Source organism: Streptomyces sp. BRA346 (assembly GCF_052851135.1).
Window position 1 is genome coordinate 141,031 of the sequence record NZ_JAIWIH010000004.1, and the last position, 24,420, is coordinate 165,450.

Sequence of the window (24,420 nt, forward strand, 5' to 3'; positions counted from 1 at the left end):
CTCTGCCCGCGGTCACGGGGTGGGCCTCTCGCGGCGCCACTCCTGGAGCCGCCGGTACGCCTCCGCGCCGTCCGGTACCCACTCCCACTCGGTGAGCCGCCGCTCCAGCTCGTCGTCGGTGAGGAAGGCGTGCCAGGCGATCTCGTCGGCCTGCGGTGCGACGGGGAGGTCGCAGCGGACCTCGTAGACCCGGGACCACCAGGTGTGTTCCGGCGTGTCGTAGAGGAAGGAGAACAGCGGCACGGGCGCGGGGAGCCCCTGGACGCCGAGTTCCTCCTCCGCCTCCCGCAGCGCCGCCTCGTCGTAGCTCTCGCCCGCCGCGACGACCCCGCCGACGAACATGTCGTACAGCGAGGGGAAGACCAGTTTCCGGTCGGTGCGGCGGTGGACGAAGACGCGGCCCTCGGCGTCGCGCACGAGGATGAAGGCGCAGCGGTGGCGCAGCCGGAGGGCGGTGGCGTCACCGCGGCGGGCCTGGCTGATCACCCGGTCCTGCTCGTCCACGATGTCCAGCAGTTCGTCGGCGGAAAGCGGCTCCTGATCAGGCATACGGACATACAAGCAGATGGTGTCGCGGTCAGCGCGAGGGGCCACCGCCGTAGGGACCGCCCTGCCAGCCCTGGCCGCCCTGGCCGCCTTGTCCGCCGTACGGGCCGGATCCGCCGCCCTGGCCGTAGGGTCCGCCGCCACCTTGGCCGTACGGGCCGGAGCCGCCGCCGTTGCCGTTCCCCCAGCCGCCCTGGCTCTGCCCCTGTCCCTGGCCCTGACCGGCGCCGCCCTGGCCGTCGGCCTGCCGCCGGGCCTGGTCACCGGCCCACTGCCGCCACTCCTCGGCCCGCTCCCGCCACCGCTCGGCCGCCTCGGACCAGGCGGGCCCCGGCTGCTGACCGGAGGACGGGGTGCGCTGCTCGGTGGCGGGGGCGGCCGGGGCCCGCGTCGTGGGCTGCGCGGCGGGCGCCGGGGCCGCGGGCTCGGTCGTGCGCGAACCGCGCAGCGGCTTGTCGCCGACGGCCGAGTCGCCGAACGCGGCGGCCTTCGGCTCGGGCTCGTCGGGGGCGGTGGGGGAGCTGTCGTGTCCCGGGGCGGCCTGCGCCTCGCGCGCGTCCTTGCCCATGAGCATGAAGAGTGCGGTGGCCGCGCCGGTGGCCGACAGCAGGATCGCCCCGGCGGCCGCCTTGCGCCGCGGGTCGATGCCACGGCGGCGGGAACGGGCGTGCCGGGGGCCGATGACCTCGCCCTGGAGGATGTGCGGGGTGACGGGGGAGTCACCGGCCTCGATGGCCCGGGGACCGGGGGTGACAAGTGTCGGATTCACGATGCGCTTGTCCGCCTGGTACGGCGGCCCGGGTTGCCCAACGGAGCGGTCAGCCATGGTCGTTGATGATGCCGGTTTGGCTGAACCGTGTCCAATAGTGATGAGGGATTGTTCCGTTTTGCTGCACAAGAGAGCTATAGCCTGAGGAGGACGGTGTCCGGAAAGCGCTCTCACCCCCGCTCCCGGACCAGTTGACGGCGTACTGGCCGGTAGGCAGGATCGCACCCGACGACTCCGTCGACCGGCTGACGAGGACGGGATACCACCAACCATGGCGTACGACGCGGATGTGATCGTGGTCGGGGCGGGCCTGGCGGGCCTCGCGGCCACCGCCGAGCTGGCCGACGCGGGCCGCAAGGTCATCCTGCTCGACCAGGAGCCCGAGCAGTCGCTCGGCGGCCAGGCCCACTGGTCCTTCGGCGGCCTCTTCCTCGTCGACTCGCCGGAACAGCGCCGACTCCGCATCCGCGACAGCCACGAACTCGCCTGGCAGGACTGGCTGGGCACGGCCGGTTTCGACCGCGACGAGGACCACTGGCCGCGCCGCTGGGCCGAGGCGTACGTGGACTTCGCGGCGGGTGAGAAGCGGTCCTGGCTGCACGCCCAGGGGCTGCGGCTGTTCCCCCTCGTCGGCTGGGCCGAGCGCGGCGGTTACGACGCGACCGGGCACGGCAACTCCGTACCCCGCTTCCACATCACCTGGGGCACCGGACCGGGCGTCGTCGCCCCCTTCGAGCGCCGGGTGCGCGCCGCGGCCGCCCGCGGCCTGGTCGACCTGCGCTTCCGGCACCGGGTCACCGGGCTCTCGCGCAGCGCGGGCGCCGTCGACACCGTCACCGGGGAGGTGCTGGAGCCCAGCCGCGCCGAGCGGGGCACGGCCAGCAGCCGCGAGGTGACCGGCTCCTTCGAGCTGCGCGCCCAGGCCGTGATCATCACCTCCGGCGGCATCGGCGGCAACCACGACCTCGTACGCGCCAACTGGCCCGAGCGGCTGGGCTCCCCGCCCGAGCGGATGATCTCCGGTGTCCCCGCGCACGTCGACGGCAAGATGCTCGGCGTCGCGGAGGCCGCGGGCGGCCACCTCATCAACCGCGACCGGATGTGGCACTACACCGAGGGCATCGAGAACTGGAACCCGATCTGGCCCCGGCACGGCATCCGCATCCTGCCCGGCCCCTCGTCGCTCTGGTTCGACGCCCGCGGACGGCGGCTGCCGGTCCCGCTCTTCCCCGGCTTCGACACCCTCGGCACCCTCGAACACATCATGCGGACCGGATACGACTACACCTGGTTCGTCCTCACGAGGAAGATCATCGAGAAGGAGTTCGCGCTCTCCGGCTCCGAGCAGAACCCGGACCTGACGGGCAAGAGCGTCCGCGATGTGCTGGGCCGCGGGCGGGCCGGGGCGCCGGGGCCGGTGCGGGCGTTCATGGACCACGGCGCCGACTTCATCGTCGAACGCTCGCTGCCCGCCCTCGTACGGCGGATGAACGAACTCACCGAGGACCCCCTCATCGACGAGGCCGAGCTGCGCCGCGAGATCGTCGCCCGGGACCGCGAGATCGCCAACCCCTACACCAAGGACCTCCAGGTCACCGCCCTGCGCGGGACCCGCAAGTACATCGCCGACCGCCTCATCCGCACCGCCGCCCCGCACCGCATCCTCGACCCCGGGGCGGGCCCGCTGATCGCGGTCCGGCTCAACATCCTGACCCGCAAGACCCTGGGCGGGCTGGAGACGGACCTGTCGTCGCGGGTGCTGACGGAGGGCGGGGAGCCGCTGCCCGGCGTCTACGCGGCCGGTGAGGCGGCGGGCTTCGGCGGCGGTGGCGTGCACGGCTACCGGTCGCTGGAGGGCACCTTCCTGGGCGGCTGCCTCTTCTCGGGCCGGACGGCGGGACGCGCGGCCGCCAGGGCGGTGTCGTAGCGCAACCGAGGTCGCGAGGCGCGTTCAGATCTGACGGAAGTCTGACGAAAAGCCACAGACGATGGCGCGCCACGCCCCCCGGTGGTCTCATCAGCACATGGACGACGCAACCCCCGGCGACGACGAGCACGACGACGAGCACGGCGGCGGCCGCGGCACACCGGTCGGCCGCCGCATCCTGCTCGGCATGCTCGGCCTCGGCGCCGCCGGGATGGCCGTCGCGCCCTGGGCGCAGCGCGGGCTGGAGAGCGCGCTCGGCGCGGTGGCCGACAAGGACCCCACCGGGGTCACCGGGCTGCTGCCCAACGGCGGCGGGTTCCGGTACTACTCGGTGACGTCCTCCGTCCCGCACAAGGACGAGACGAACTACCGCCTCACCGTCGGCGGCCTGGTCGACAAGCCCGCCGACTACCGACTCGCCGAACTGCGCGCGCTCCCGCAGGCCCGGCTCGTCCGGGACGTCCAGTGCGTCACCGGGTGGCGGGTGCCGAAGACGCCGTTCGAGGGGGTGCGGCTGTCCACGCTGCTGGACGCCGCCGGGGTGAGCCCGCGCGCCAAGGCGGTCCGGTTCACCTGCTTCGACGGTGCGTACTCCGAGAGCCTCACCCTCGACCAGGCGCGCCGCCCTGACGTCCTGGTGGCGATGCGGATGCAGGACAAGCCGCTGGGGCATGCGCACGGCGGCCCGGCCCGGCTCTACGTCGCGCCCATGTACTTCTACAAGTCGGCGAAGTGGCTCTCCGGCATCACCGTCACCGACGAGGTGCGCCCCGGCTACTGGGAGGACCGCGGGTACGACGTGGACGGCTGGGTCGGCAAGTCGAACGGACGCGACGATGCCCCCACTGTCTGAGACCGCCGCGGCCCCGGCCGCAACCGCGCGCCGGGTGCGCCGCTTCACGCCCGCCGAGCGCTGGATCCACCGTGCGACGGCCGCCCTGGTGGGCGCCTGCGTGGTGAGCGCGGCCTGTCTGTACGTACCGGCCCTGGCCCAACTCGTGGGCCGCCGCGCCCTCGTGGTCACCGTCCACGAGTGGACCGGCATCCTGATGCCCGTCCCGGTCCTCGCCGGTCTCGCCTCGCGCGCGTTCCGGGCCGATCTGGGCCGTCTCAACCGCTTCGGACCGCACGACCGCCGCTGGCTGCGGGCCGCGCTGCGCCGCGACCACAGCCGTGCGGAGCGCCCGGCGGGCAAGTTCAACGCGGGCCAGAAGGTGTACGCCGCCTGGACCGCGGGCGCGATGCTGGTGATGGCGGCCACCGGGTCGCTGATGTGGTTCACCGGGCTGGCCCCGCTGATGTGGCGCACCGGCGCCACGTTCGTCCACGACTGGCTGGCGCTGGCCGTCGGCGTCGTGGTGATCGGGCACATCGGGAAGGCGCTCGCCGATCCGGAGGCGCGGCGCGGGATGCGCACCGGGCGGGTCGACCCGGAGTGGGCGGCCCGCGAGCATCCGCTGTGGCGCACGGAGGACGCGGACCACCACGACGCCGACCACGCACGCGGCGTCCACTGAACCGACGGCACGCGGTGCCATGATGCATCGCATGCGCGAGAAAGATCCAAGAAAGTCGGTTACGCGGCGATTGGTGACGGTCGCCGCATGCGTCATGGCGATGGTGCCGCTGAGCGGATGCTCCGACGCCCCACCACGGCGGAGCGGGCTCTGGGTGAACCCGGACGGACCGGCCGCCCGGCAGGTCCGTGCGCACGACGACGCGGGAGAGAACGAGGGAAAGAACGGAGGGAAGGGCGGGGACGCCGAGCTGATCCGGCGGATCGCCCGGCAGCCGGTCGCCGAATGGCTGGGCCCGCAGCCCCCTCGCGAACGGGTGCGCTCCATCACCGAATCCGCGGCCCGGACCGGCACCATCCCGGTGCTGGTCGCCTACAACATCCCGCACCGGGACTGCGGCGGACACTCGGCGGGCGGCGCGGCGAACGGCGCGGCCTACCGCAGGTGGATCGAGCAGGTCGCGCTCGGCATCGGTGACCGGAAGGCAATGGTCGTGCTGGAGCCCGACGCGGTGGCGCAGGTCGTCGACCGCTGCGTGCCCCGCCGCGTGGTCGGCCCCCGGCTGGCCCTGCTGCGCGACGCGGTCGCCGCGTTCGCCGCACTGCCCCACGTGCGGGTGTATCTGGACGCCGGGCACGCGGGCTGGATCAAGAACCCCGCCCGGCTGATGGTGCCGCTGCTCAAGAGCGGTATCGAGCAGGCGGACGGCTTCTCCCTGAACGTCGCCAACTTCCAGCGCACCGGCCGCACCAAGGCTTATGGCCACCGGCTGTCCAGGGCGGTCGGCGGGGCGCACTTCGTCATCGACACCAGCCGCAACGGCAACGGCCCGCTGCGGCGCCGGGGCGCGGCCCGGCACGGGGCCCGGCCGGCGGAAGCCTGGTGCAACCCGCCGGGGCGGGCGCTGGGCGAGCCGCCGAGCACCCACACCGGGGACCGGCTGGTGGACGCGTATCTGTGGATCAAGCGGCCCGGCGAATCCGACGGGACGTGCAACGGCGGGCCCCCGGCGGGCCGCTGGTGGCCCGAGTACGCGCTCGGGCTGGCCCGGAACGCACACGACCCGGGCCACCGTCACCCGCATGGCCCGGGCCGCCACTGAGGCGTTTCGGTCTTACAGGGCGCACACCGCGTCCGGGTCCTTCGCCGGGGCGCACGGGCCCGGGCTGTCCGCACGCGCGGTCGGTACGGCCGGCGCCGCCACCGGGCGGCGCCGGCCCCGCACCACCCCGCCGTACCAGATGGCCACCGGCGCCAGGCACAGCGCGAGCGCGAGGACGGCCCACGTCCGCATCGCCGCGTGGGTGTGCCCCAGGGAGAACGAGGCCGCGAGCGAGGTGCCGAAGAGCCCGCCCCACAGCAGGTGGATGCGGAACGTGGAGAGCCGGTCCGGGCTGGACGAATCGCCCTTGGGCGTGACCACGAACCGGCTCTTGCGCCGCAGCGCCGCGTCGAACAGCGACTTGACGTAGATCGGCGCGGACAGGGCGGAGAGCAGCATCCCGGCGAGCCCGCCAGACCCCTCGGGCTCGTGCGGGGAGACGTTGTGGCGGCGGTTCCAGATGTACAGCCCGATCTGGAGCACGGCGGCGTCGCTGTAGAGCATCATCCACACCTCGGCCGGGATGTCGAGCCCGGCCGCGCCCAGCATCAGGAACAGCGTGCAGGACAGCGCCGAGAGCACCCAGTTGACCGCGGTCATGGGGTAGTACGTGATCAGCAGCGTGTAGTTGAGCAGCTTGCCGGGCGACAGCGTGAACGGGGCCTTCCAGAACTGCTTGAGCACCGTCTCGTAGGTGCCCCGGCTCCACCGCATCTGCTGGGTGAAGAAGTCCGTCCAGGAGCTGGGACCCTCGCCGACCGCCAGCACGTCCGGGGTGTACACCGAGCGCCACTTCTTGCCGGTGGCAGGGTTGCGGTGGCGGTGCAGCTCGAAGCCGGTGGCCATGTCCTCGGTGATCGAGTCGTACAGCCCGCCGATGCTGCGCAGCGCGCTGATCCGCACCGCGTTGTTGGTGCCCACGAACATCGGGCTGCCGTACGCGTTCCCCGCCCGCTGGATCAGCGCGTGGAACAGGAACTGCTGGCTTTCGGCGGCCTTGGTGACGGCGGTCTCGTAGTTTCCGTACACCTGCGGCCCCACCACGAAGGACACATCCGGATCGCGGAAGTAACCCAGCATGCGCTCCAGGAAGTTGGGCAGCGGCACATGGTCGGTGTCCACGCACGCCATGAATTCATAAGCGTCCCCGTGCGCGTCCAACCAGGCGTTGTAATTCCCGTGCTTCGTCCTCGCCCGGAAAGCGCCTTCTGGCTGATTCCACTTCTCGACGCCCTTGCGGGAGAAGTGCCGTACGCCCAGCCGCGCGCACAGCTCCTTGACCTCCGGGTCGTCCCCCTCGTCCAGCAGCCAGACGTCCAGCGTCCCCTGGTGCCGGATGCGCACCGCGCCCTCCAGCGTGGCCCGGACCATCGCGATCGGCTCCTTGCCGGGCACGAAACTCGTCAGGAACGCCACCCGGGTGCCGCGCTCGGCGGTCACCGGCACCGGATCCCGGGCCACCAGCGTCGCGTGCGCGTTGGAGATGACCGTGACCAGCCGGAACGTCTCGATCAGCGTGATCGAGACGAGCATCGCGACATCCGCCGCGGTCTGCCACGCCGGCACATGGGGCCGCGCCGCCCAGTGGTCCGGCCGCAGCAGCCAGAACAGCAGCAGCGCCGAGCACACCGGCGCCCCGCACAGCAGCAGCGCCGCCCGGAACCGGTGCGGCTCCTGCGCCAGCAGGCTGCGGCTGCGCACCCGGTAGGGACGGTCGGCGGGCGGCTCCGTCAGCGGACCCGCCAGCTCGCTGTACCGCTTGTACTCGTACGCCGCGGCCGGGCGGGGGCGCACGCCATCCGGGGCGGGGCGCGCATGCGGGGGTGCGGCGGCGTGCCCGGCGGTGCGCGCGGCGGCGGGGGCGACTCCACGACGCGGATCTCGTGCGCTTCTCGAATCTCTGACGGGGGTCTGTGCGGACATGGGCGCTCCCGCGGGCTGTCTGGAAACCGGATGTCGCGCCGCGATGACCCGGACGGACCACATTCGTCATGTCATCGCGCGAGATGAGAAGGTAACAATCGGATGTGTCGGTATTGCGCACATCGGATTTTCGGCGCGCCTTTGGCGATACGCTGCGAAGGCGCCACCCTGACGGCCCATCAGCGCGCGTCTTACGTGATTTACATCCCGCCCTCTGGCAGGGTCGGATATCGCGTGAAAGACGGACACCACGCGAAACCACGGCGGAACAACGGAGGATGGGGCGGGGTCGCCCGATGAGAGTTCTGCACATCATCTCCCGCCTCGGCGCGGGCGGCGCCGAACAGCAACTGCGGCTGCTGCTGCGCCATGTGCCGGTGCGCTGCGACGTGGTCGCCCTCGCCGCACCGGGCAGAACCGCCCACGGCATCCGCACCGACGGCATCCCGGTCACCCATCTGCCCCTGGACGGCCGCGCGGGCGAGCTGCGGGCGCTGCCCGCCCTGGTGCGCACCATCCGCTCCGGCGGCTACGACGTGGTGCACACCCACCTCTACCGGGCCTGCGTCCTGGGCCGGATCGCCGCCCGGCTGGCGGGCGTACGGGCCGTGATCGCCACCGAACACGCCCTGGGCGCGCGCAGCGTCGACGGCCGCCCCTTGAGCCCCGCCGTCCGCGCCCGCTACCTGGCCGCCGAACGGCTGGGCTCGGCGACCGTCGCCGTCTCGGCCGCCGTCGCCGACCGGCTGCGCGACTGGGGCGTGCCCAACCACCGCATCCACCTGGTGCCCAACGGCATCGACGCCCGCCACTTCCGCTTCGCCCCCGCCGCCCGCACCGCCGCCCGCGCCCGCCTGGCCATCCCCGACCACGCCTTCGTCGTCGGCGCGGTGGGACGGCTGGTGGCGGCCAAGCGGTTCGAGGTGGCGGTGCGCGCCGTCGCCGCCGTACCCGGGGCCCGGCTGCTGCTGGTCGGCGAGGGGCCCGAGCGCCCCGCCCTGGAGGACCTGGCCGCCCGGCTCGGCGCGGCCGACCGGATCCGGCTGCTGGGGGAGCGGGACGGGGCCGTGGCCCCGCCCGACGACCGGCCCGCCGGGCTGCCCGGGCTGCTGGCCGCCATGGACGTCCTGGTCTCGCCGTCCGCCGAGGAGGCGTTCGGGCTCGCCGCGCTGGAAGCCCTCGTGTCCGGGCTGCCCGTGCTGTACACCGTCTGCCCGGCCCTCGACGAACTCCCCCCGGGCGCCGCCCCCGCCGCCCGCCGCGTCGCCCCCGGCCCGGCCGCCCTCGCCGACGCGCTGCGCCGCCAACTGGCCGCGGGCCCGCGGCGGTACCCGGTGCCGGACGCGGTCGAGCGCTACGACATCGCCCGCGGCGTCCGCCGCCTCATGGACCTCTACGACCGCGCCACCACGTGCGGCCCGGACGGCTGTCTGCGGGGCCCCGCGGCGGGGATGCGGGCGGTGCGCGGTGGGGAGCGCGGCGCGCCCACGGGGTGAGGGCCGATGTCCCCGTACGGCAGCCGGTCAGCCCGTGGGGTCCGTGGCACCCCGGGCGCGGTGCTCCCTCGGGCTGATGCCGCGTATCCGCTTGAACGCCGCGGACAGCGCGAAGGCGCTGCCGTACCCCACCTGCCGGGCCACCGCCGTCAGCGTCGCGTCCGGCTCGCGCAGCAGATCGGCCGCGAGCGCCAGCCGCCAGCCGGTCAGATACGTCATCGGCGGCTCGCCCACCAGCGCGGTGAAGCGGCGGGCCAGCGCCGCCCGCGAGACGCCCGACTTCGCGGCCAGCCCCGCCACCGTCCACGGATGCGCCGGGTTGTTCTGGAGCAGCCGCAGCGCCCGCCCCACCACCGGATCGCCCAGCGCCCGGTACCAGGCCGGGGCCCGCGCCTCCGGCCGGGCGAACCAGGCCCGCAGCACCGCGATCAGCAGCAGGTCCAGCAGCCGGTCCAGGACCGCCGACTGCCCCGCCTCGTCCTTCACGATCTCCTCGCCGAGCCAGGGCATCAGCGGGCAGTCCCACACCTCGCGGTCCAGCACCAGCAGCGGCGGCAGCGCGTCCAGCAGCCGCGCGCTGATCTCCCCGTCGAGCGGATAGGTGCCGATGAGCATCGTCGCCGAGCCGTCCGCGCGGTTGCCCCAGGTGCGCACGCCCAGCGCCATCGCCTCGGCCAGGTCCCGGCCGTCCGCCGTCCGGCACTCCTCGCCCGGCAGGATCCACGCCTGCGGCGGGGTGTCCGGGGAGTCCGCCACCGTGTACGGATCCGGGCCGCGCACCACCGCCACGTCCCCCGGTCCCAGCCGCCGCGGTTCCCCGGCATCCGGCACCACCCACGCCTCGCCGCGCGCCATCGTCATCACACACAGCGGGGCCCGGTCCTCGATCCGCACCGACCACGGCGGCTCCATCACCGCCCGCAGCAGAAACGCCTCCCGGGCCCGCGGCCCGTCCAGCAGGTTCGCCAGCGCGTCCATGTCCCACCCCCGGGCACATCGTAGACGCACGCTTATGCGGGCGAGCCTCTCGGCCATGGAACGTCTCACCACGGCCCAGTTGACTGTCCGTATGACCACGACGCAGCACACGACGACGCAACACACGCAGCACCCGACGACGCTGGTGCTCGGCGGCACCGGCAAGACCGGCCGCCGGATCGCCGAGCGGCTGACCGCCGCCGGACGGCCGGTCCGGATCGGCTCCCGCGGCGGTGAGCCGCCCTTCGACTGGGAGGACCGCGCCACCTGGGCGCCCGCGCTGCGCGGCACCGGCGCCGCGTACCTCGCGTACTACCCCGACATCGCCGACCCGGGCGCCGCCGACACCCTCCGGGCCTTCGCCGAACAGGCCGTCCGCGGCGGCACCCGGCGGCTGGTGCTGCTCTCCGCGCGCGGCATGGACGCGACGCTGCCCGCCGAGCGGGCCGTGGCGGTGGACGGCGCCGAGTGGACCGTCATCCGGGCGAGCTGGTTCTTCCAGAACTTCACCGAGGGCATCCTGCGCGACGGAGTGCTCGGCGGCGAGATCGTCTTCCCCGCCGGGGACGTCAAGGAGCCCTTCATCGATGCCGACGACATCGCGGAGGTCGCGGTCGCGGCCCTGACCGGCGACGGGCAGCACGCGGGGCGGATCCACGACCTCACCGGCCCGCGGCTGCTGACCTTCGCCGAGGTGGCCGCGGAGATCGCCCGGGCGAGCGGCCGCGCGGTGCGCTACGCGCCGGTCTCCGCGGCGGAATACGGGGCGCTGCTGAGCGGCTACGGGCTCTCCGACGACCTCGTGGCCTTCCTGACCGAGCTGTTCGCCACCCTCCTGGACGGCCGCAACGCAACGGTCACGGACGGCGTCCACCGCGCCCTCGGCCGCGCGCCGCGCGACGTCGCCGACTCCGCGCGCGAGGCGGCCGCGGACGGCGCCTGGGCCTGAGCACCCGGTGCGGAACGCACGGCGCGGCACGGGGGTGCGCGCCGTGCGTCACGAGAGCAGCTTGTCGAGGGTGATCGGCAGATCGCGCACCCGCACCCCCGTCGCATGGTGCACCGCGTTGGCGATGGCCGCCGCCGTGCCGACGATGCACACCTCGCCGAGGCCCTTGGCGCCCATCACATTGGTGTGCGGGTCCGTCTCGTCCACCCAGTGCGCCTCGATCGCGTGCACATCGGCGTTGGCGGCGATGTGGTACTGGGCGAAGTCCTGGTTGACCACATGGCCGAACCGCGGGTCCAGCACGCTGTGTTCGTACAGCGCCATCGACATGCCCTGCGTCATGCCGCCCAGCAGCTGCGACCGCGCGGTCCTGGGGTTGATGACCCGGCCCACGTCGAACATCCCGAGCAGCCGCGGCACCCGGACCTCCCCGGTGTCCGCGTCCACCCGGACCTCGGCGAACTGCGCCCCGAAGCTGTGCACCGCGTACCGCTCGGCGTCGGTGTCCGCGGGCATGTCCGCGGTGACCTCGAGGCCGTCCGGCGGGACCACGCCGCGGTGCTCGGTCTCCAGCCGCGTCCGCAACTGCCGGGCGGCCTCCGCGATCGACGAGCCCCAGCTGTTGATGCCGGAGGAGAAACCGGCGGGGGAGGCGTTCGGCAGGGCGGTGTCCCCGATGCGCAGCTCCACCCGCTCCACCGGCACGCCCAGCGCGTCCGCGGCGATCTGGGTGAGGGCCGTCCAGGTGCCGGTGCCCAGGTCGGCGGCGGCGATCAGCACCGTGCAGTGCCCGTCCCGTCCGACCCGGACCGTCGCCGCGTTCCCCGGGAGGCGCGGCGAGGGGTACGTGGACGCGGCCACCCCGGTCCCGATCAGCCACCGCCCCATGCGGCGCGCCCGGGGCGTCGGATCGCGCCGTTCCCATCCGGCGCGGCGGGCGCCCTCGCGCAGACAGGCCACCAGATGGCGGCTGGAGAACGGCAGTCCGGACTCGGGGTGGACGTCCGGCTCGTTGCGGATGCGGAACTCCACCGGGTCCATGCCGCACGCGAGGGCCATCTCGTCCATCGCCGACTCCAGCGCGAACATGCCCTGCGCCTCGCCCGGCGCCCGCATGATCGTCGGCACCGGGATGTCCAGCGGGGCCAGCCGGTGGGTGGTGCGCCGGTGCGGGGCCGCGTACATCAGCCGGGTGCACACGGCGGTCTGGTCGGCGTACCCCTTGGCCCGGGCGGTCTGCTCGACCACGTCATGGGTGACGGCGGTCAGACGCCCTTCGGCATCCGCGCCGAGCCGGATCCGCTGGATCGACGCCGGGCGGAAGCCCACCAGGGCGAACATCTGCTGGCGGGTCAGTGTGAACTTGACCGGCCGGCGCACGGTCCGCGACGCCATCGCGGCGAGCACCGCGTACGCGTGCGGGTACACCTTCGACCCGAAGCCGCCGCCGACGTGCGGGGACACCACCCGCACCCGGCCCGGCGGGAGCCCCAGGGTGGCGGCGATCAGGTCGCGGCTCATCGTGGCGCCCTGCGTGGAGCAGTACACCAGCAGCTCGCCGTCGGTCCAGGTGACCACGGCGGTGTGCGGCTCCATCGGGTTGTTGTGGTACATCGGCGTGGTGTACGTGGCGTCCAGCACGGTGTGCGCGGCGGCCAGCGCCGGGTCGGCGTCGCCTAGACGGCTGTCGGCGGGGGAGCCGTCCTGGAGTTCGCCGCCGCCCTGCCCGAACTGGGCCCCGTCCCTGGGCTTGTAGAGGTCGTCACGGTCCTCGCGCAGCACCGTGTCGGGGCGGCGCTGCTCGTAGCGGAACCGCACCAGGCCCGCCGCGTACCGGGCCGCCTCCGGGGTCTCCGCGACCACCGCGCCGGTGAACTGCCCGCGCCAGGCCACCTCGTCGGACTGGAGCACCGCGAGCTCCGGATCGTCCGGGATGGTCAGCCGCGGCGCGGTGCGATGGGTGAGCACGGCCAGCACCCCGGGCTCCGCCTCCGCGGCGGCCGTGTCCACCCCGGTGATCCGCCCGGTGGCGATGGTGGCCTGGAGCGGATGGAGATAGGCGGGGTGCTCGACGGGCCACTCGAACGCGTAGGTGGCGGTGCCGGTGACCTTCAGCGCGCCGTCGACCCGGCGCAGCGGCGCGCCGACCGCCCGCGGCCGCTCCCTGACCTCGCGGACCTCGCTCATCGGGCGACCTCCAGCAGATCGAGCAGCGTGGCGACGACCGTGTTGCGGGCGAGCGCGATCTTGAAGGCGTTGCCCGGCAGCGGCTCCGCCTGCGCCAGTTCGGCCGCCGCGGCGTCCCGGAAGCTGTCCCAGGTCGCGGGCGCACCGCGCAGCGACTCCTCGGCCTTCCACGCCCGCCACGGCTTGTGCGCCACTCCGCCCAGCGCGATGCGGACGTCCCGTACGGTCCCGTCGGCCCCGACGTCCAGCGCGGCGGCGACCGACACCAGCGCGAAGGCGTACGAGGCGCGGTCGCGCACCTTGCGGTAGCGGGAGGTGGCGGTGAAGTCGGGCGGCGGCAGCTCCACGGCCGTGATCAGCTCCCCGCGCCGCAGCACCGTGTCCCGCTCGGGGCTGTCGCCGGGCAGCCGGTGCAGCTCGGTCAGCGGGATGCGCAGCTCCCCGTCGGGGCCCTGACCGCCCCCGGCGCCCCGGACGCACACGGTCGCGTCGAGCGCCGCCAGCGCGACCGCCATGTCGGAGGGGTGGGTGGCCACACAGGACGGCGAGGCGCCGAGGATCGCCATGTCGCGCTGATAGCCCTCCACCGCCGAACAGCCCGACCCCGGCTCGCGCTTGTTGCACGGGGTGGTCACGTTCTGGAAGTACGCGCAGCGGGTGCGCTGCAAGAGGTTCCCGCCGGTGGTGGCGAGGTTGCGCAACTGGCCCGAGGCGCCCGACAGCACGGCCTGCGACAGCACGGGATAGCGCCGCCGGATCCGCCGGTCGGCGGCCAGATCGCTGTTGGGGACCGCGGCACCGATGCGCAGCGACCCGTCCGGCAGCTCCTCGATCCGGTCCGAGGTGAGCCGCCGCACGTCGACCAGCACCTCGGGGGTCGCCACCTCGAGGCGCATCAGGTCCACCAGGTTGGTACCACCGGCCAGATACGCCGCCCCCGGCTCCTCGGCCAGCGCGGTCACGGCCGCCGCCACGGTGTCGGCGTGTTCGTAGCGGAAGGGCTTCATCGGCGCGCCCCCTCGTCCCGGTGCGCCGCCACCTCGTCCCGGTGTGCGACGTCGGCGATGGCCGGGACGATGTTGGCGTACGCGGCGCAGCGGCACAGGTTGCCGCTCATGCGCTCGGCGATCTCCTCGTCGTCCAGCACCACATCGGCGGCGTTCGGATCCTTGGCCACGGCGCTCGGCCAGCCCGCCGCCGCCTCGCGCAGCATGCCCACCGCCGAGCAGATCTGGCCGGGGGTGCAGTAGCCGCACTGGAACGCGTCATGGGCGATGAACGAGCGCTGGAGCGGATGCAGCCCGTCGCCCTCCCCGTCCCCGCCGTTCACCAGGCCCGCGGCCGTGACGACGTCGGCGCCCTGGTGGGCCACCGCCAGCGCCAGACAGGCCAGGGCGCGGCGGCCGTCGAGCAGGACGGTGCAGGCGCCGCACTGGCCGTGGTCACAGCCCTTCTTGGGGCTGGTGTTCCCCAGCCGCTCGCGGAGGGCGTCCAACAGCGTCGTACGGGTGTCGACGGTGAGCCGGTGGTCCGTACCGTCCACCCGGAGCGTGATCTCCACGTCCATGCTTCACATCATCGGACACATGTGCACTGATCGCCTGTTCTCACCTCAGTGCCTCCGGAGCGCCGACGCTGCGGCAGGCCCGCCGCGTCGTCGGCGCCACCGGCTCCCCGCGCCGTTCAGGACCGCTCGGCGCCGCCGTCGACGGACGACAGCACACCGTCCAGATGCGGCAGGTAGTGGTCCATCCGCTCCCGCTTGGTCAGCAGGTAGGGCAGGTTCTCCTCGCACGGCTGGATCAGCAGCGGAACCTGCTCGCTGATCTTGATGCCGTGGCGCAGCAGCGCCTCCCGCTTGCGCGGGTTGTTGGAGAGCAGCCGTATGGAGCGCACCCCGAGGTCGTGCAGCATCTCCGCCGCCACCTGGTAGTCCCGGGCGTCGTCCGGGAGGCCGAGAGCGAGGTTGGCCTCGACCGTGTCCAGGCCCTCCGCCTGGAGCTGCATCGCCTGGAGCTTGGCCAGCAGGCCGATGCCCCGGCCCTCGTGGCCGCGGAGGTAGACGAGGATGCCCCGCCCCTCGCTCACGATGGCGCGCAGCGCCGCGGACAGTTGGTCGCCGCATTCGCAATGCCGGGAACCGAAGGCGTCTCCGGTCAGGCACTCGGAATGCACGCGCGTCAGTGCGTCCTCGCCCTTGACGTCGCCGTATACCAGCGCGATCTGTTCATCTCCGCGATTGTGGTCCTGGTAGCCGTAGGCGAGAAAATCGCCGTGCACGGTGGACAGCCGGAGATTCACCACTCGTTCGACATCCGATCGACGAGCGCTGTCGACCAACACGCTATCACTTGCTGTCATGTTGCAACCCTATCTGGTGAACGCCGGGTGGCGTAGGGGAAAATGGCAAAGTCGGCCGGGTGATTGGCCGCGCATCCCGTAACACGAAGAACGAAAGGCCCGTAGCGCATGAGTGATTCGGAAACGCCGGACCAGTGGGCCTCGGGGCTCCTGCCGCCGACGACCACGGAGGAGGTGCGGGCCCTGCGGGCCGGTGCCGCCGTCCTGCCCATCGGCAGCTTCGAGCAACACGGCGCCTGTCTCCCGCTGGTGACGGACACGGTCATCGCCTGCACCATCGCCCGGGAGATCGCCGCGGCGTATCCGGTCCAGCTCCTCCCGCCCGTCACGGTTTCCTGCTCGCACGAGCACGCGGACTGGCCCGGTACCGTCTCCATATCCGCCGCGACCCTGTACTCCGTGGTGCGCGACATCGCCGGATCGCTGCGCCGCTCCGGCGTCGGTTCGCTGATTCTGGTGAACGGGCACGGCGGAAATTACGTCCTGCGCAACATTGTTCAGGAATCCGCGGGCACAGGTACCCGCATGGCGCTTTTCCCGGGCTCGGCCGACTGGGACACGGCCCGCACCAGGGCCGGTGTCCAAACCCCGTCGTACAGCGATATGCACGGGGGAGAAGTGGAGACCTCCATCCTGTTGCATGCCCATCCCGAACTCGTCCGTCCCGGTTATGAAACCTCCGATTGTCTCGCCGACGACCGGAAGCATCTGCTGACTCTCGGTATGGCCGAGTACACCGAGTCCGGTGTCATCGGCCGCCCTTCCCTGGCATCCGCCGCCAAGGGAAAGGAACTTCTCGCCGCACTCACCGAATCCTTCGCCGAGTACCTTTCCGTGGTCGGTGAGGCCGTCGGCGATGTCGGCGACCGACAGGAAACGGAGACGCGATGACGACGTTGGACACGGCGCGGGCCTGGGAGCGCCTGCGCTCCATACGGACCGTGGCCGGGGCCCGGGCCGCCGGTCTGGTGCGCGGCCCGGGTGGCGCGGTGCGCTGGCGCGAGGACGCCACCCCGGAGGCGGACGAGCTCGCCGACCGCTATCTGCCGCTGTGCCTCGCCGGGCCGCGGCTGGCGATCGCCCAGCTCGGCCAGAGCCTCGACGGTTTCATCGCGACCCGCACCGGCGACGCCGACTACGTCACCGGCGAGGAGGACCGGTGCCATCTGCACCGGCTGCGCGCCCTCACCGACGCCGTGGTGGTCGGGGCCGGGACCGCCGTCTCGGACGACCCCCAGCTCACCGTGCGCGCCTGCTCCGGACCGCATCCGGTGCGCGTCATCCTCGATCCGCACGGCCGGGTACCTCCGCATCGCCGGGTCTTCACCGACGGCTCAGCGCCGACCCTGTGGGTGGTGGGAGCGGATACCGGCGACGGGCGGACGGCGCCGGACGGAGTTGACGTACTGACCCTGCCGGACCGTGCCGCCTTCACGCCGCAGCGCCTGGTGGAGGCGCTTGCGGCGCGCGGACTCGGCCGGGTGCTGATCGAGGGCGGCGGCGTCACGGTGTCGCGCTTTCTTCATGACGGCGCGCTGCACCGCCTGTACGTCACCGTGGCACCGGTTCTGCTCGGCGACGGCATCCCGGGGCTGCGCTTCGACGGCACCCCCGTCATGCGCGACGCCCTGCGCCCCCGGACCCGCCGGGCCCACCTCGGCGAGGACACCCTCTTCGAGCTCGACCTGGGGACGCCGCAGCCGGACGGCCCACTGCCCGACCAGCACACCGAGACCGGGCAGGCTCGCGGCGAAGGTGAGCACCCCGTACACGACCGCGACCGTCAGCCCCTGGGCGGCGCCCAGGCCCGCGGAGCCGAAGGCCCACGCGGTGACGCCCTCGCGGGGACCCCAGCCACCGACGTTCAGCGGCAGCGCCATGGCGAGCAGGGCCAGCACCATGATGGGCACCAGCCGGGCCGCCGGGGCGGTTGATCCCGCTGCCCGGGCGGCCAGCAGGAACATCCCGAGATAGCCCGCCAGCACCACCGCGGACGAGAGCACGACCCCCGGCCAGCTCGCGCGGGCCAGCAGCCCGAGCCGCGCCTCGGTGAGCGCGGCCCGCAGCGCCCGGCGCCCCCGCGAGGTGCCGGGCCTGCGGCGCAGCCGTACGACGGCCACGGCCCCGAGCCCGCACACCGCCAGCAGCGCGGGTGCGGCGCCGGGCGTCGTGGCCATGGCGTGCAGCACCCGTCCGCCCTCGGACAGGGCGAGGGCGGGGTGGGCGAACAGCAGCGCCACGCCGACCATCACCAGCACCACCTGACCCGCCGTCCGCTCCAGCACCACGGCGCGCACGCCCCGGGCGACATCGCCCTCGGTGCGCCCGTGCCGTACCGCGCGGTGCACATCGCCGAGGACGCCGCCGGGCAGCGCCGCGTTGAGGAACTGGGAGCGGTAGTAGTCACCGACGGCCTGTACGAGGGGCAGCCGGATGCGCAGCGCCCGCGCCACCACGCACCAGCGCCAGGCGCTGAACACGGTGGTCAGCAGGCCCAGTGCGAGGGCGGCCAGCAGGGTGACTCCGTCGATGCGGCGCAAGCCCTCCACGAAGGCGCCGGTGCCCATCTGCCACAGCAGTACCGCGATGATGGCCGCTCCGGCGAGAGTGCCCAGCCGGGCCCTGATCGTCGCGCTCATGACACTCCGCCCGTCGGGCCGGGGCTCACGGGGCGCGGCAGCGCGAGCAGGTCGTCGTGGTGCACCACCACCCGCAGCTCGCCCGCCGCGCACTCCGCCAGCCGCCGCCGCAGATACGTCTCGGCACGCGGTTCCAGCTCCGGCCGGTGCTCCACCGCCGCGCCCACCCAGCCCCGCAGCCACTCCGCCGCCAGCGCCGACTCGCCGCCGCCCAGGAGCCAGGGGCTGGCGTGCGTCCGTACGGTCGCACCGCGCCGGGCGAACGCCTCGGAGGCCACCGCGACCGCGTCCGGCCCCAGCAGACCGGCGCGGCGCTGATGGGCGTTGAACGCCTCCGCGATCTCCGCGTCCAGCGGGTCCTCCGGGGTCAGTTCGACCCGCCCCGCCACCGACAGCGCCAGCAGCACCGGACAACCGGCCCCGGCACAGGCCGCGGCGAGCCCCTCCACCTCCTCGGCGGTGAGCACGTCCAGCAGCGCGGAGGCCGTCACCAGCGACGCCCCCGCCAGATCGGCCGCGGTCAGCGAGCCCAGGTCACCGCGGTGCGTGCGTACCGTGACCGGGCTGCCGTCGGCGGCCGCACGCGGCGCCCGCTCGGCGGCCAGCTCCAGCAGACCCGGATCGTGGTCGTGCAGCACCCACTCCTGCGGGCCGTCCAGCCGGGGCGCCAGCCACCGGCCCAGCGAGCCGGTGCCGCAGCCCAGGTCATGGATCACGCGGACGGAGCGTCCGGCCGTCTGCGCGAGACGGGCCCGCAACGGCTCCAGCAGTTCGGCCGCGCGGGCGGCGGCGTCCGCGCCCTCGCGCAACTCCAGCCACTCGGGTGCGTAGTGAGGCGTATCGGTGGTGGTCACGCGGCCCTCCGGGGTTCGCGGCGAAGTCGTTCCAGCGCACCGGCCAGGTCCGACGCGGTCGTGTGCCAGCCGTCCAGCGCGGTGCGCCGGCCACGGGCGGCCGTGATCAGCCGGCGGCGTACATCGGGATCGCCCAGCCAGCGGCGCAGCGCCGCCGTGAGCGCGGCCGGGTCGTCCGGGGCGACGAGCAGGCCCGGCACGCTGCCCTCGGGCGCGTGCCCGAGCGCCTCCGGAACCCCGCCCACGGAGGTGGCCAGCACCGGAACGCCGTGCGCCAGCGCCTCGGTCACCACCATCCCGTACGTCTCGGCGTACGAGGCGAGCACCAGCAGATCGGCACCGGCGAAGCTCGCCTCCAGCTCCGCGCCGCCGCGCGGCCCGGTGAGCCGCACCCGGTCGCCGAGCCCCGACGCCTCGATCAGCTCGCGGAGCCGCTCCACATAGCCGGGGTCCTGGTCGAGCCCGCCGACGCACTCCAGCGTCCACGGCAGATCGGCCACCTCGGCCAGCGCCTCCACCAGCCGGTGCTGCCCCTTGCGCGGGGTCACCGAGGCGACGCACAGCAGCCGGGTGCCCTCGTCCGTGCCGGACGCCTGCGGCGCCACATCGGCACCCGGCGCGGCCACATGGACCCGGCCCGGGGCCAGCCCGTGGTGCGCCACGAGCCGACGGGCCGCCCAGCCGCTGGTGGCCACGACCGCGGGCATCGCGCGCAGCGTCTTGCGCTCCAGCGCGTCCAGGTCCGCGGCCCGGCCCGGGGCGAGCCCCGTCTCCTCACCCAGCGGCAGATGCACCAGCACCCCGGTCCGCAGCCGTTCCGCCTCGGGAACGACCAGGTAGGGGACGGCGCAGGCCACGAGGCCGTCGAGGAGCACGATGCTGCCGTCCGCCAGCTCCGCCAGGAGCCGGGCCAGTTCGGCGCGCGCCACGGGCCCCGGCTGCGGCCAGCTGCCCGCGATCGTGTGCTCGTGGACGTCCCAGCCGATGCCGGGCAGCTCCCGGCAGATCCGCCGGTCGTACGTATTGCCGCCGCTCGGCGTGGCCGGGTCGTCCACCCCGCCGGGCATGACGACGTGCACTTCGCGCACCGGCGGCGGGACGGCTCCGCCGCCGAGGCCCAGCAGGCTCCCGGGATGGTCGAGGTGCGCGGTCACAGGTCACGCTCGTAACTCGCCCAGGCGACATGCGATTCGTGCAGGGTCACCTGGAGCCCGGCGAGGCCGCGCGCGCCCTCGCCGAGCGCCCCGGCGTGCACCCGCTCCGCGAGCCGGTCGGCGATGACCTTGGCCAGGAACTCGGTGGAGGTGTTGATCCCCTTGAACGCGGGCTCGTCGTCGAGGTTCCGGTAGTTGAGGTCGCCGACCACCGCGCCGAGTTCCCGGGTGGCCAGTCCGATGTCGACGACGATGTTGTCGTCGTCCAGCGCGGCGCGCCGGAAGGTGGCGTCCACCAGAAACGTGGCGCCGTGCAGACGCTGCGCGGGTCCGAAGACCTCTCCGCTGAAGCTGTGGGCGACCATCAGGTGATCGCGGACGGTGATGCTGAACAACGGCCCTCCCGGTCCGGCGGCACATCTCGGCTTCTAGTACGGCCGATGCCTTCCCCGTGTTCAGCCGCAGCTCAGCCTTGTTCAGACGGCTTCGCGCGCGCCGTGGTACCGCACCCGGTGACAGAGCCCCGGCAGTTCACCGGCGGCGATCCGGGCCATCACCCCCGGCAGCTCATCGAACGCGCATTCCCCGGTGACCAGCGCGTCCAGCGCGGGGTCGGCGAGCAGCTCCAGCGCGAGCGCCAGCCGGTCCGCATAGCCGCGGCGGCCGCCCCGGACCGGGGACACCGTCCCCACCTGACTGCTGCGCACGGTCAACCGCCGGGAGTGGAACGCCTCGCCCAGCGGCAGGCTGATCCGGCGGTCGCCGTACCAGCTCAGCTCGATGACCGTGCCCTCCGGAGCGAGGAGTTCCAGGGCGCGCGCGAGGCCCGCCTCGCTCGCGCTGGCGTGCACCACCAGATCCCGCTCGCCCTCGGCCTCCTCCGGCAGCGCGAAGTCCACGCCGAGCGCCTTGGCGAGCTCCGCGCGCGCCGGGTCGGCGTCCACCAACTGGACCCGTACGGCCGGATAGCGGGCCAGCAGCGCGGCCACCGACGCCCCGACCATCCCCGCCCCGATCACCGTGATCCGGTCGCCGAGCAGCGGCGCCGCGTCCCACAGGGCGTTCACCGCGGTCTCCACCGTCCCGGCCAGCACCGCCCGCTCGGCGGGCACGCCCTCAGGGACGGGCGTCACGGCGCTCGCCGGGACCACGTACCGCGTCTGGTGCGGGAACAGACAGAAGACCGTACGGCCCACCAGCTCCCGCGGCCCCTCCTCGACCACCCCCACATTGAGGTAGCCGTACTTCACCGGCCCGGGGAAGTCGCCCTCCTGGAACGGCGCCCGCATCGCGCCGTACTGGCTCTCCGGCACCCCGCCCCGGAACACCAGCGCCTCCGTGCCACGGCTCACACCGGAGCACAGCGTGCGCACCACCACCTCACCCTCGGCGGGCTCGGGCAGCACCACATCCCGTATCCCACCGTGACCGGGGGAGTTGAGCCAGAAAGCACGGGCGACGCGCTCCATCTGCGTCCTCCTGGGAATCGAGCAGAAACTCTGCGCTGAAACAACGGGCCACGCATCACGCTGAACAAACGGGAGACGCGCCACGTACGGGACATCATCAAGCCGCGCACACGCTACGCGGCGCCAATCGACACTGTCACACAGCCGGAGGGGTGCCCGGTGGCCCTGAACCACACATACAACGCGAGGCTGTTGCGGCAGGAGACGGCGGTGGGAGCGGGCGTACAGATCCTCCTGCTCACGCTTCTGGGCGCCTCGCTCGACCTGGGGCCCGCGGGCTGGCTCACCGGCCTCGCCTTCGCGGCCGTCTCCTGGGCCGTGCTGACCCGCGCCGTCTCCCGCTCCTGGCTGTCCTCCTTCGGGGCCGCCAACCGCGTCACCCTGGCCCGGGCCACCCTCGTCGGGGGCGTGACCGCACTGGTCGCGGACTCCTTCACGAGCCCGCCCCGGGTCGCGGTCCTCACCGCGCTCACCGCGGTGGCCCTGATCCTCGACGCGGTCGACGGCCAGGTGGCCCGCCGCACCGGAACCTCCTCGACGCTGGGCGCACGGTTCGACATGGAGGTCGACGCCATCCTCATCCTGGTGCTCAGCGTCTACGTCGCCACCGCACTGGGCCCCTGGGTGCTGCTGATCGGCGCCATGCGCTACGCCTTCGTCGCCGCCGCCCGCTTCCTCCCCTGGATGAACGCGCCGCTGCCGCACAGCATGGCCCGCAAGACGGTCGCCGCCCTCCAGGGCGTCGCCCTCCTCGTGGCCGCCACCGGACTCCTCCCGGCCCCCGCGAACCTCGCGGTCGTCCTGCTGGCCCTGACCACGCTGATCTGGTCCTTCGCCCGGGACATCGCGTGGCTGCGGCGCACGGACAAGGCCGCCCGCGCCGAGGTACGGACGGAACCCGACCACCCCGTCGCCCGCGTCACACGCCTCGCCCGCCCGGTGCCCCGCGTGGTGCACGACGAGCCGTTCCCCGCGCGCAGCGCGTGAACGCCCTCCCGGCGCTCCCGATGCAGCGCGTCCTCACTCCCGCGACCCGCGGGCGATGCGCACCTGCTCGGGCCGCTGCGGGCGGGGCCACGTGGCGATCCTGCCGTGGGGAACGCCGTGGAGGCGGGCCATGAGCACGGCGGCGTCGTCGTGCCGGCCGCCGGGGTGCTGTCGCGCCAGGAGCGCGTCGCACGCTTCCTCCAGCGACAGGCGGGGGGTGGTGAGGCTGCGGCGCACGGCGGACAGCCCCTGCTCGATGTCCTCCTCGCGGGTCTCCACCAGACCGTCGGTACACATCAGGAGAAGGCTGCCGGGGTCGATGGACAGCTCGAATGTGTCGACGGCGGGGCTTCCCACACCGATCGGCGCGCTGACGGGCACCTGGAGCAGTTCATCCTTGCCGTCCGGGCTCACCAGGATGGGGGGGAAGGTGCCCGGCGCTGGCGAAGGTGGCCCGGCGGGTGAGGGGGTCATAGATGCCGTACAGACACGTGGCCAGGATGGTCTGGTCGAGCCCCTGGGCGAACTGGTCGAGGCGGAGCAACAACTGCGCGGGGGGAAGGTCCAGGGTGGCGAGGGTCTTGACGGCGGTGCGCAGTTGGCCCATCGCCACGGCCGCATGCAGTCCATGACCTGCCACATCACCGATGACCAGGCCGACCCGGTGGCCGGGCAGCCGGATGGCGTCCAGCCAGTCGCCGCCCACCTGCGTGGTGCGGCTGTACGGGTGGTACCGGTAGGCGATTTCCACCCCTGGCAGATGGGGCGGCAGCATGGGCAGGAGACTGCGCCGCAACACGGCTGAGGTTCTGGCCTGGTGGTGGTAGAGGCGGGCGTTGTGCAGGGACAGGGCCGCCCGCTCGGCCATCTCCTGGCAGGCGGCCAGGTCCGCCGGGAGGAACGCGGGGCGCCCTGGTTTGCGTCCGAAGACCAGGAAGCCGAGGACCGAATCCCGCACGGTCAGCGGCACCAGCATGACGGAAGAGTCGGTGAGCACCGACCGGGCGGACGGGCTGTCGAGTTCCGCCGGCAGCTTCCGCAGGATGTCCCGGTCGACCCGGGGAATGAGGACCGGCTCGATGAGTGCGAGAAACCGGGCCATTGCCGTGCCGGACGGGTAGGCGAAGGTCTGCCCCGCCTGGAGTCCCTCCCCGTGCCCCGGGTCGTCATGGTGGACGGCGGCCACGCGGTGCATCACCGAGGCGGCGCGCGGATTCCGTGCGGTGGAGTCGTCTTCGGATGCGGTCACGTGATCGTGGAGATGAACCGAGGCGAAGTCGGCGAACCCCGGAACAGCCGAGGCGGCCAGGAGGCGAGCCGCGTGGCCGAGGTTCAACGTGGTGCCGATGTCGCTGATCGCCCGTTGAAGGAAAGCCAGCCTGGCCCCCTCGCCCTCCATGTGTGCGTCGGCCGTATCGTGCCGGTCGGGGACGATGCGGTTCGGAACACTTTGTGGTGCCTGCAACTAGGCCCCCTTGACGTGGTGTCGGGCAGCGGTGGCGCCCATGTGACGACGAGGAGCACGGCGACCGACGCGCCATCCATCAAGGGCCCGGATCGTC

Annotated in this window: 22 protein-coding genes and 2 pseudogenes; 9 read left to right on the forward strand and 15 right to left on the reverse strand. The window is 73.5% G+C overall.

Annotation, left to right across the window (positions count from 1 at the left end; all coding sequences use genetic code 11):
• Positions 1-12: 12 nt before the first annotated feature.
• Positions 13-549: an NUDIX domain-containing protein gene (locus LCH29_RS06295; protein WP_446460685.1), complete on the reverse strand. Its 537-nt coding sequence runs from the start codon at positions 547-549 to the stop codon at positions 13-15.
• A 28-nt stretch (positions 550-577) separates the two neighbouring features.
• Positions 578-1,372, reverse strand: a complete 795-nt coding sequence (locus LCH29_RS06300; RefSeq protein WP_446460686.1) for a hypothetical protein — start codon at positions 1,370-1,372, stop codon at positions 578-580.
• Positions 1,373-1,586: 214 nt separating this feature from the next.
• Between LCH29_RS06300 and LCH29_RS06305 the strand changes: the two genes are divergently transcribed.
• The 4 genes from LCH29_RS06305 (at position 1,587) to LCH29_RS06320 (ending at position 5,861) form a co-directional block, all read left to right on the forward strand.
• Complete coding sequence (locus LCH29_RS06305) at positions 1,587-3,242, forward strand: FAD-binding dehydrogenase (protein WP_446460687.1); 1,656 nt, start codon at positions 1,587-1,589, stop codon at positions 3,240-3,242.
• 97 nt (positions 3,243-3,339) lie between these two features.
• Positions 3,340-4,095, forward strand: a complete 756-nt coding sequence (locus LCH29_RS06310; protein ID WP_446460688.1) for a molybdopterin-dependent oxidoreductase — start codon at positions 3,340-3,342, stop codon at positions 4,093-4,095.
• Positions 4,079-4,759, forward strand: coding sequence for a cytochrome b/b6 domain-containing protein (locus LCH29_RS06315; protein ID WP_446460689.1), 681 nt, complete (start codon positions 4,079-4,081; stop codon positions 4,757-4,759). The genes LCH29_RS06310 and LCH29_RS06315 overlap by 17 nt, the downstream gene beginning before the upstream one ends.
• A 31-nt stretch (positions 4,760-4,790) precedes the next feature.
• Positions 4,791-5,861, forward strand: a complete 1,071-nt coding sequence (locus LCH29_RS06320) for a glycoside hydrolase family 6 protein (RefSeq protein ID WP_446460690.1) — start codon at positions 4,791-4,793, stop codon at positions 5,859-5,861.
• A gap of 12 nt (positions 5,862-5,873) precedes the next feature.
• Here the strand turns inward: LCH29_RS06320 and LCH29_RS06325 are convergent, their stop codons facing one another.
• The gene (locus tag LCH29_RS06325) at positions 5,874-7,784 is read right to left on the reverse strand and encodes a glycosyltransferase family 2 protein (protein WP_446460691.1); all 1,911 of its coding nucleotides are present in this window, start codon (positions 7,782-7,784) and stop codon (positions 5,874-5,876) included.
• 296 nt (positions 7,785-8,080) lie between these two features.
• Between LCH29_RS06325 and LCH29_RS06330 the strand changes: the two genes are divergently transcribed.
• On the forward strand, positions 8,081-9,280 hold the full coding sequence (locus LCH29_RS06330) for a glycosyltransferase (RefSeq protein ID WP_446460692.1): 1,200 nt from the start codon (positions 8,081-8,083) through the stop codon (positions 9,278-9,280).
• 27 nt (positions 9,281-9,307) lie between these two features.
• Here the strand turns inward: LCH29_RS06330 and LCH29_RS06335 are convergent, their stop codons facing one another.
• Positions 9,308-10,258: an AraC family transcriptional regulator gene (locus tag LCH29_RS06335; protein WP_446460693.1), complete on the reverse strand. Its 951-nt coding sequence runs from the start codon at positions 10,256-10,258 to the stop codon at positions 9,308-9,310.
• Between the two features lie 91 nt (positions 10,259-10,349).
• Between LCH29_RS06335 and LCH29_RS06340 the strand changes: the two genes are divergently transcribed.
• Positions 10,350-11,207 (forward strand): NmrA family transcriptional regulator, encoded by an 858-nt coding sequence (locus tag LCH29_RS06340; protein WP_446460694.1) that lies wholly within the window; start codon positions 10,350-10,352, stop codon positions 11,205-11,207.
• Positions 11,208-11,255: 48 nt separating this feature from the next.
• Here LCH29_RS06340 and LCH29_RS06345 read toward each other — a convergent pair whose 3' ends face one another.
• From LCH29_RS06345 to ribA, 4 genes are all read right to left on the reverse strand, one after another.
• Positions 11,256-13,394, reverse strand: coding sequence for a xanthine dehydrogenase family protein molybdopterin-binding subunit (locus LCH29_RS06345; protein ID WP_446460695.1), 2,139 nt, complete (start codon positions 13,392-13,394; stop codon positions 11,256-11,258).
• Positions 13,391-14,401, reverse strand: a complete 1,011-nt coding sequence (locus LCH29_RS06350) for an FAD binding domain-containing protein (protein ID WP_446460696.1) — start codon at positions 14,399-14,401, stop codon at positions 13,391-13,393. Before LCH29_RS06350 ends, LCH29_RS06345 begins: the two co-directional genes overlap by 4 nt.
• On the reverse strand, positions 14,398-14,961 hold the full coding sequence (locus LCH29_RS06355) for a 2Fe-2S iron-sulfur cluster-binding protein (protein WP_446460697.1): 564 nt from the start codon (positions 14,959-14,961) through the stop codon (positions 14,398-14,400). The genes LCH29_RS06350 and LCH29_RS06355 overlap by 4 nt, the downstream gene beginning before the upstream one ends.
• A gap of 116 nt (positions 14,962-15,077) precedes the next feature.
• Entirely contained in the window at positions 15,078-15,755 is a 678-nt protein-coding gene (ribA, locus tag LCH29_RS06360) for a GTP cyclohydrolase II (protein ID WP_009719142.1), read from the reverse strand.
• Positions 15,756-15,863: 108 nt separating this feature from the next.
• Here ribA and LCH29_RS06365 point away from each other — a divergent pair, with 108 nt between their 5' ends.
• Both LCH29_RS06365 and LCH29_RS06370 read left to right on the forward strand, forming a co-directional pair.
• The gene (locus LCH29_RS06365) at positions 15,864-16,646 is read left to right on the forward strand and encodes a creatininase family protein (RefSeq protein WP_446460698.1); all 783 of its coding nucleotides are present in this window, start codon (positions 15,864-15,866) and stop codon (positions 16,644-16,646) included.
• Positions 16,643-17,284: pseudogene (locus LCH29_RS06370) on the forward strand (RibD family protein); the annotation flags it as partial. The gene LCH29_RS06365 and the pseudogene LCH29_RS06370, both read left to right, overlap by 4 nt.
• 270 nt (positions 17,285-17,554) lie before the next feature.
• Here the strand turns inward: LCH29_RS06370 and LCH29_RS06375 are convergent.
• From LCH29_RS06375 to LCH29_RS06395, 5 genes and pseudogenes are all read right to left on the reverse strand, one after another.
• Positions 17,555-18,394, reverse strand: a pseudogene (locus LCH29_RS06375) (lysylphosphatidylglycerol synthase transmembrane domain-containing protein); the annotation flags it as partial.
• The gene (locus LCH29_RS06380; protein WP_446460785.1) at positions 18,391-19,317 is read right to left on the reverse strand and encodes a methyltransferase domain-containing protein; all 927 of its coding nucleotides are present in this window, start codon (positions 19,315-19,317) and stop codon (positions 18,391-18,393) included. The pseudogene LCH29_RS06375 and the gene LCH29_RS06380, both read right to left, overlap by 4 nt.
• Positions 19,245-20,402 (reverse strand): glycosyltransferase family 4 protein, encoded by a 1,158-nt coding sequence (locus tag LCH29_RS06385; protein WP_446460699.1) that lies wholly within the window; start codon positions 20,400-20,402, stop codon positions 19,245-19,247. The genes LCH29_RS06380 and LCH29_RS06385 overlap by 73 nt, the downstream gene beginning before the upstream one ends.
• Positions 20,399-20,797 carry a 6-pyruvoyl trahydropterin synthase family protein gene (locus LCH29_RS06390; RefSeq protein WP_446460700.1) on the reverse strand — a complete coding sequence of 133 codons (399 nt, stop codon included), beginning with the start codon at positions 20,795-20,797 and terminating at the stop codon, positions 20,399-20,401. The genes LCH29_RS06385 and LCH29_RS06390 overlap by 4 nt, the downstream gene beginning before the upstream one ends.
• A gap of 81 nt (positions 20,798-20,878) precedes the next feature.
• Positions 20,879-21,871 carry a zinc-dependent alcohol dehydrogenase gene (locus LCH29_RS06395; RefSeq protein WP_446460701.1) on the reverse strand — a complete coding sequence of 331 codons (993 nt, stop codon included), beginning with the start codon at positions 21,869-21,871 and terminating at the stop codon, positions 20,879-20,881.
• Positions 21,872-22,030: 159 nt separating this feature from the next.
• On the opposite strand from LCH29_RS06395, the gene LCH29_RS06400 reads away from it, so the two are divergent.
• Positions 22,031-22,858, forward strand: a complete 828-nt coding sequence (locus tag LCH29_RS06400; RefSeq protein ID WP_446460702.1) for a CDP-alcohol phosphatidyltransferase family protein — start codon at positions 22,031-22,033, stop codon at positions 22,856-22,858.
• Between the two features lie 33 nt (positions 22,859-22,891).
• On the opposite strand, the gene LCH29_RS06405 is transcribed toward LCH29_RS06400, so the two are convergent.
• Positions 22,892-23,272, reverse strand: coding sequence for a SpoIIE family protein phosphatase (locus LCH29_RS06405; RefSeq protein WP_446460703.1), 381 nt, complete (start codon positions 23,270-23,272; stop codon positions 22,892-22,894).
• Entirely contained in the window at positions 23,250-24,107 is an 858-nt protein-coding gene (locus LCH29_RS06410) for a PP2C family protein-serine/threonine phosphatase (protein ID WP_446460704.1), read from the reverse strand. The genes LCH29_RS06405 and LCH29_RS06410 overlap by 23 nt, the downstream gene beginning before the upstream one ends.
• Positions 24,108-24,420 lie beyond the last annotated feature (313 nt).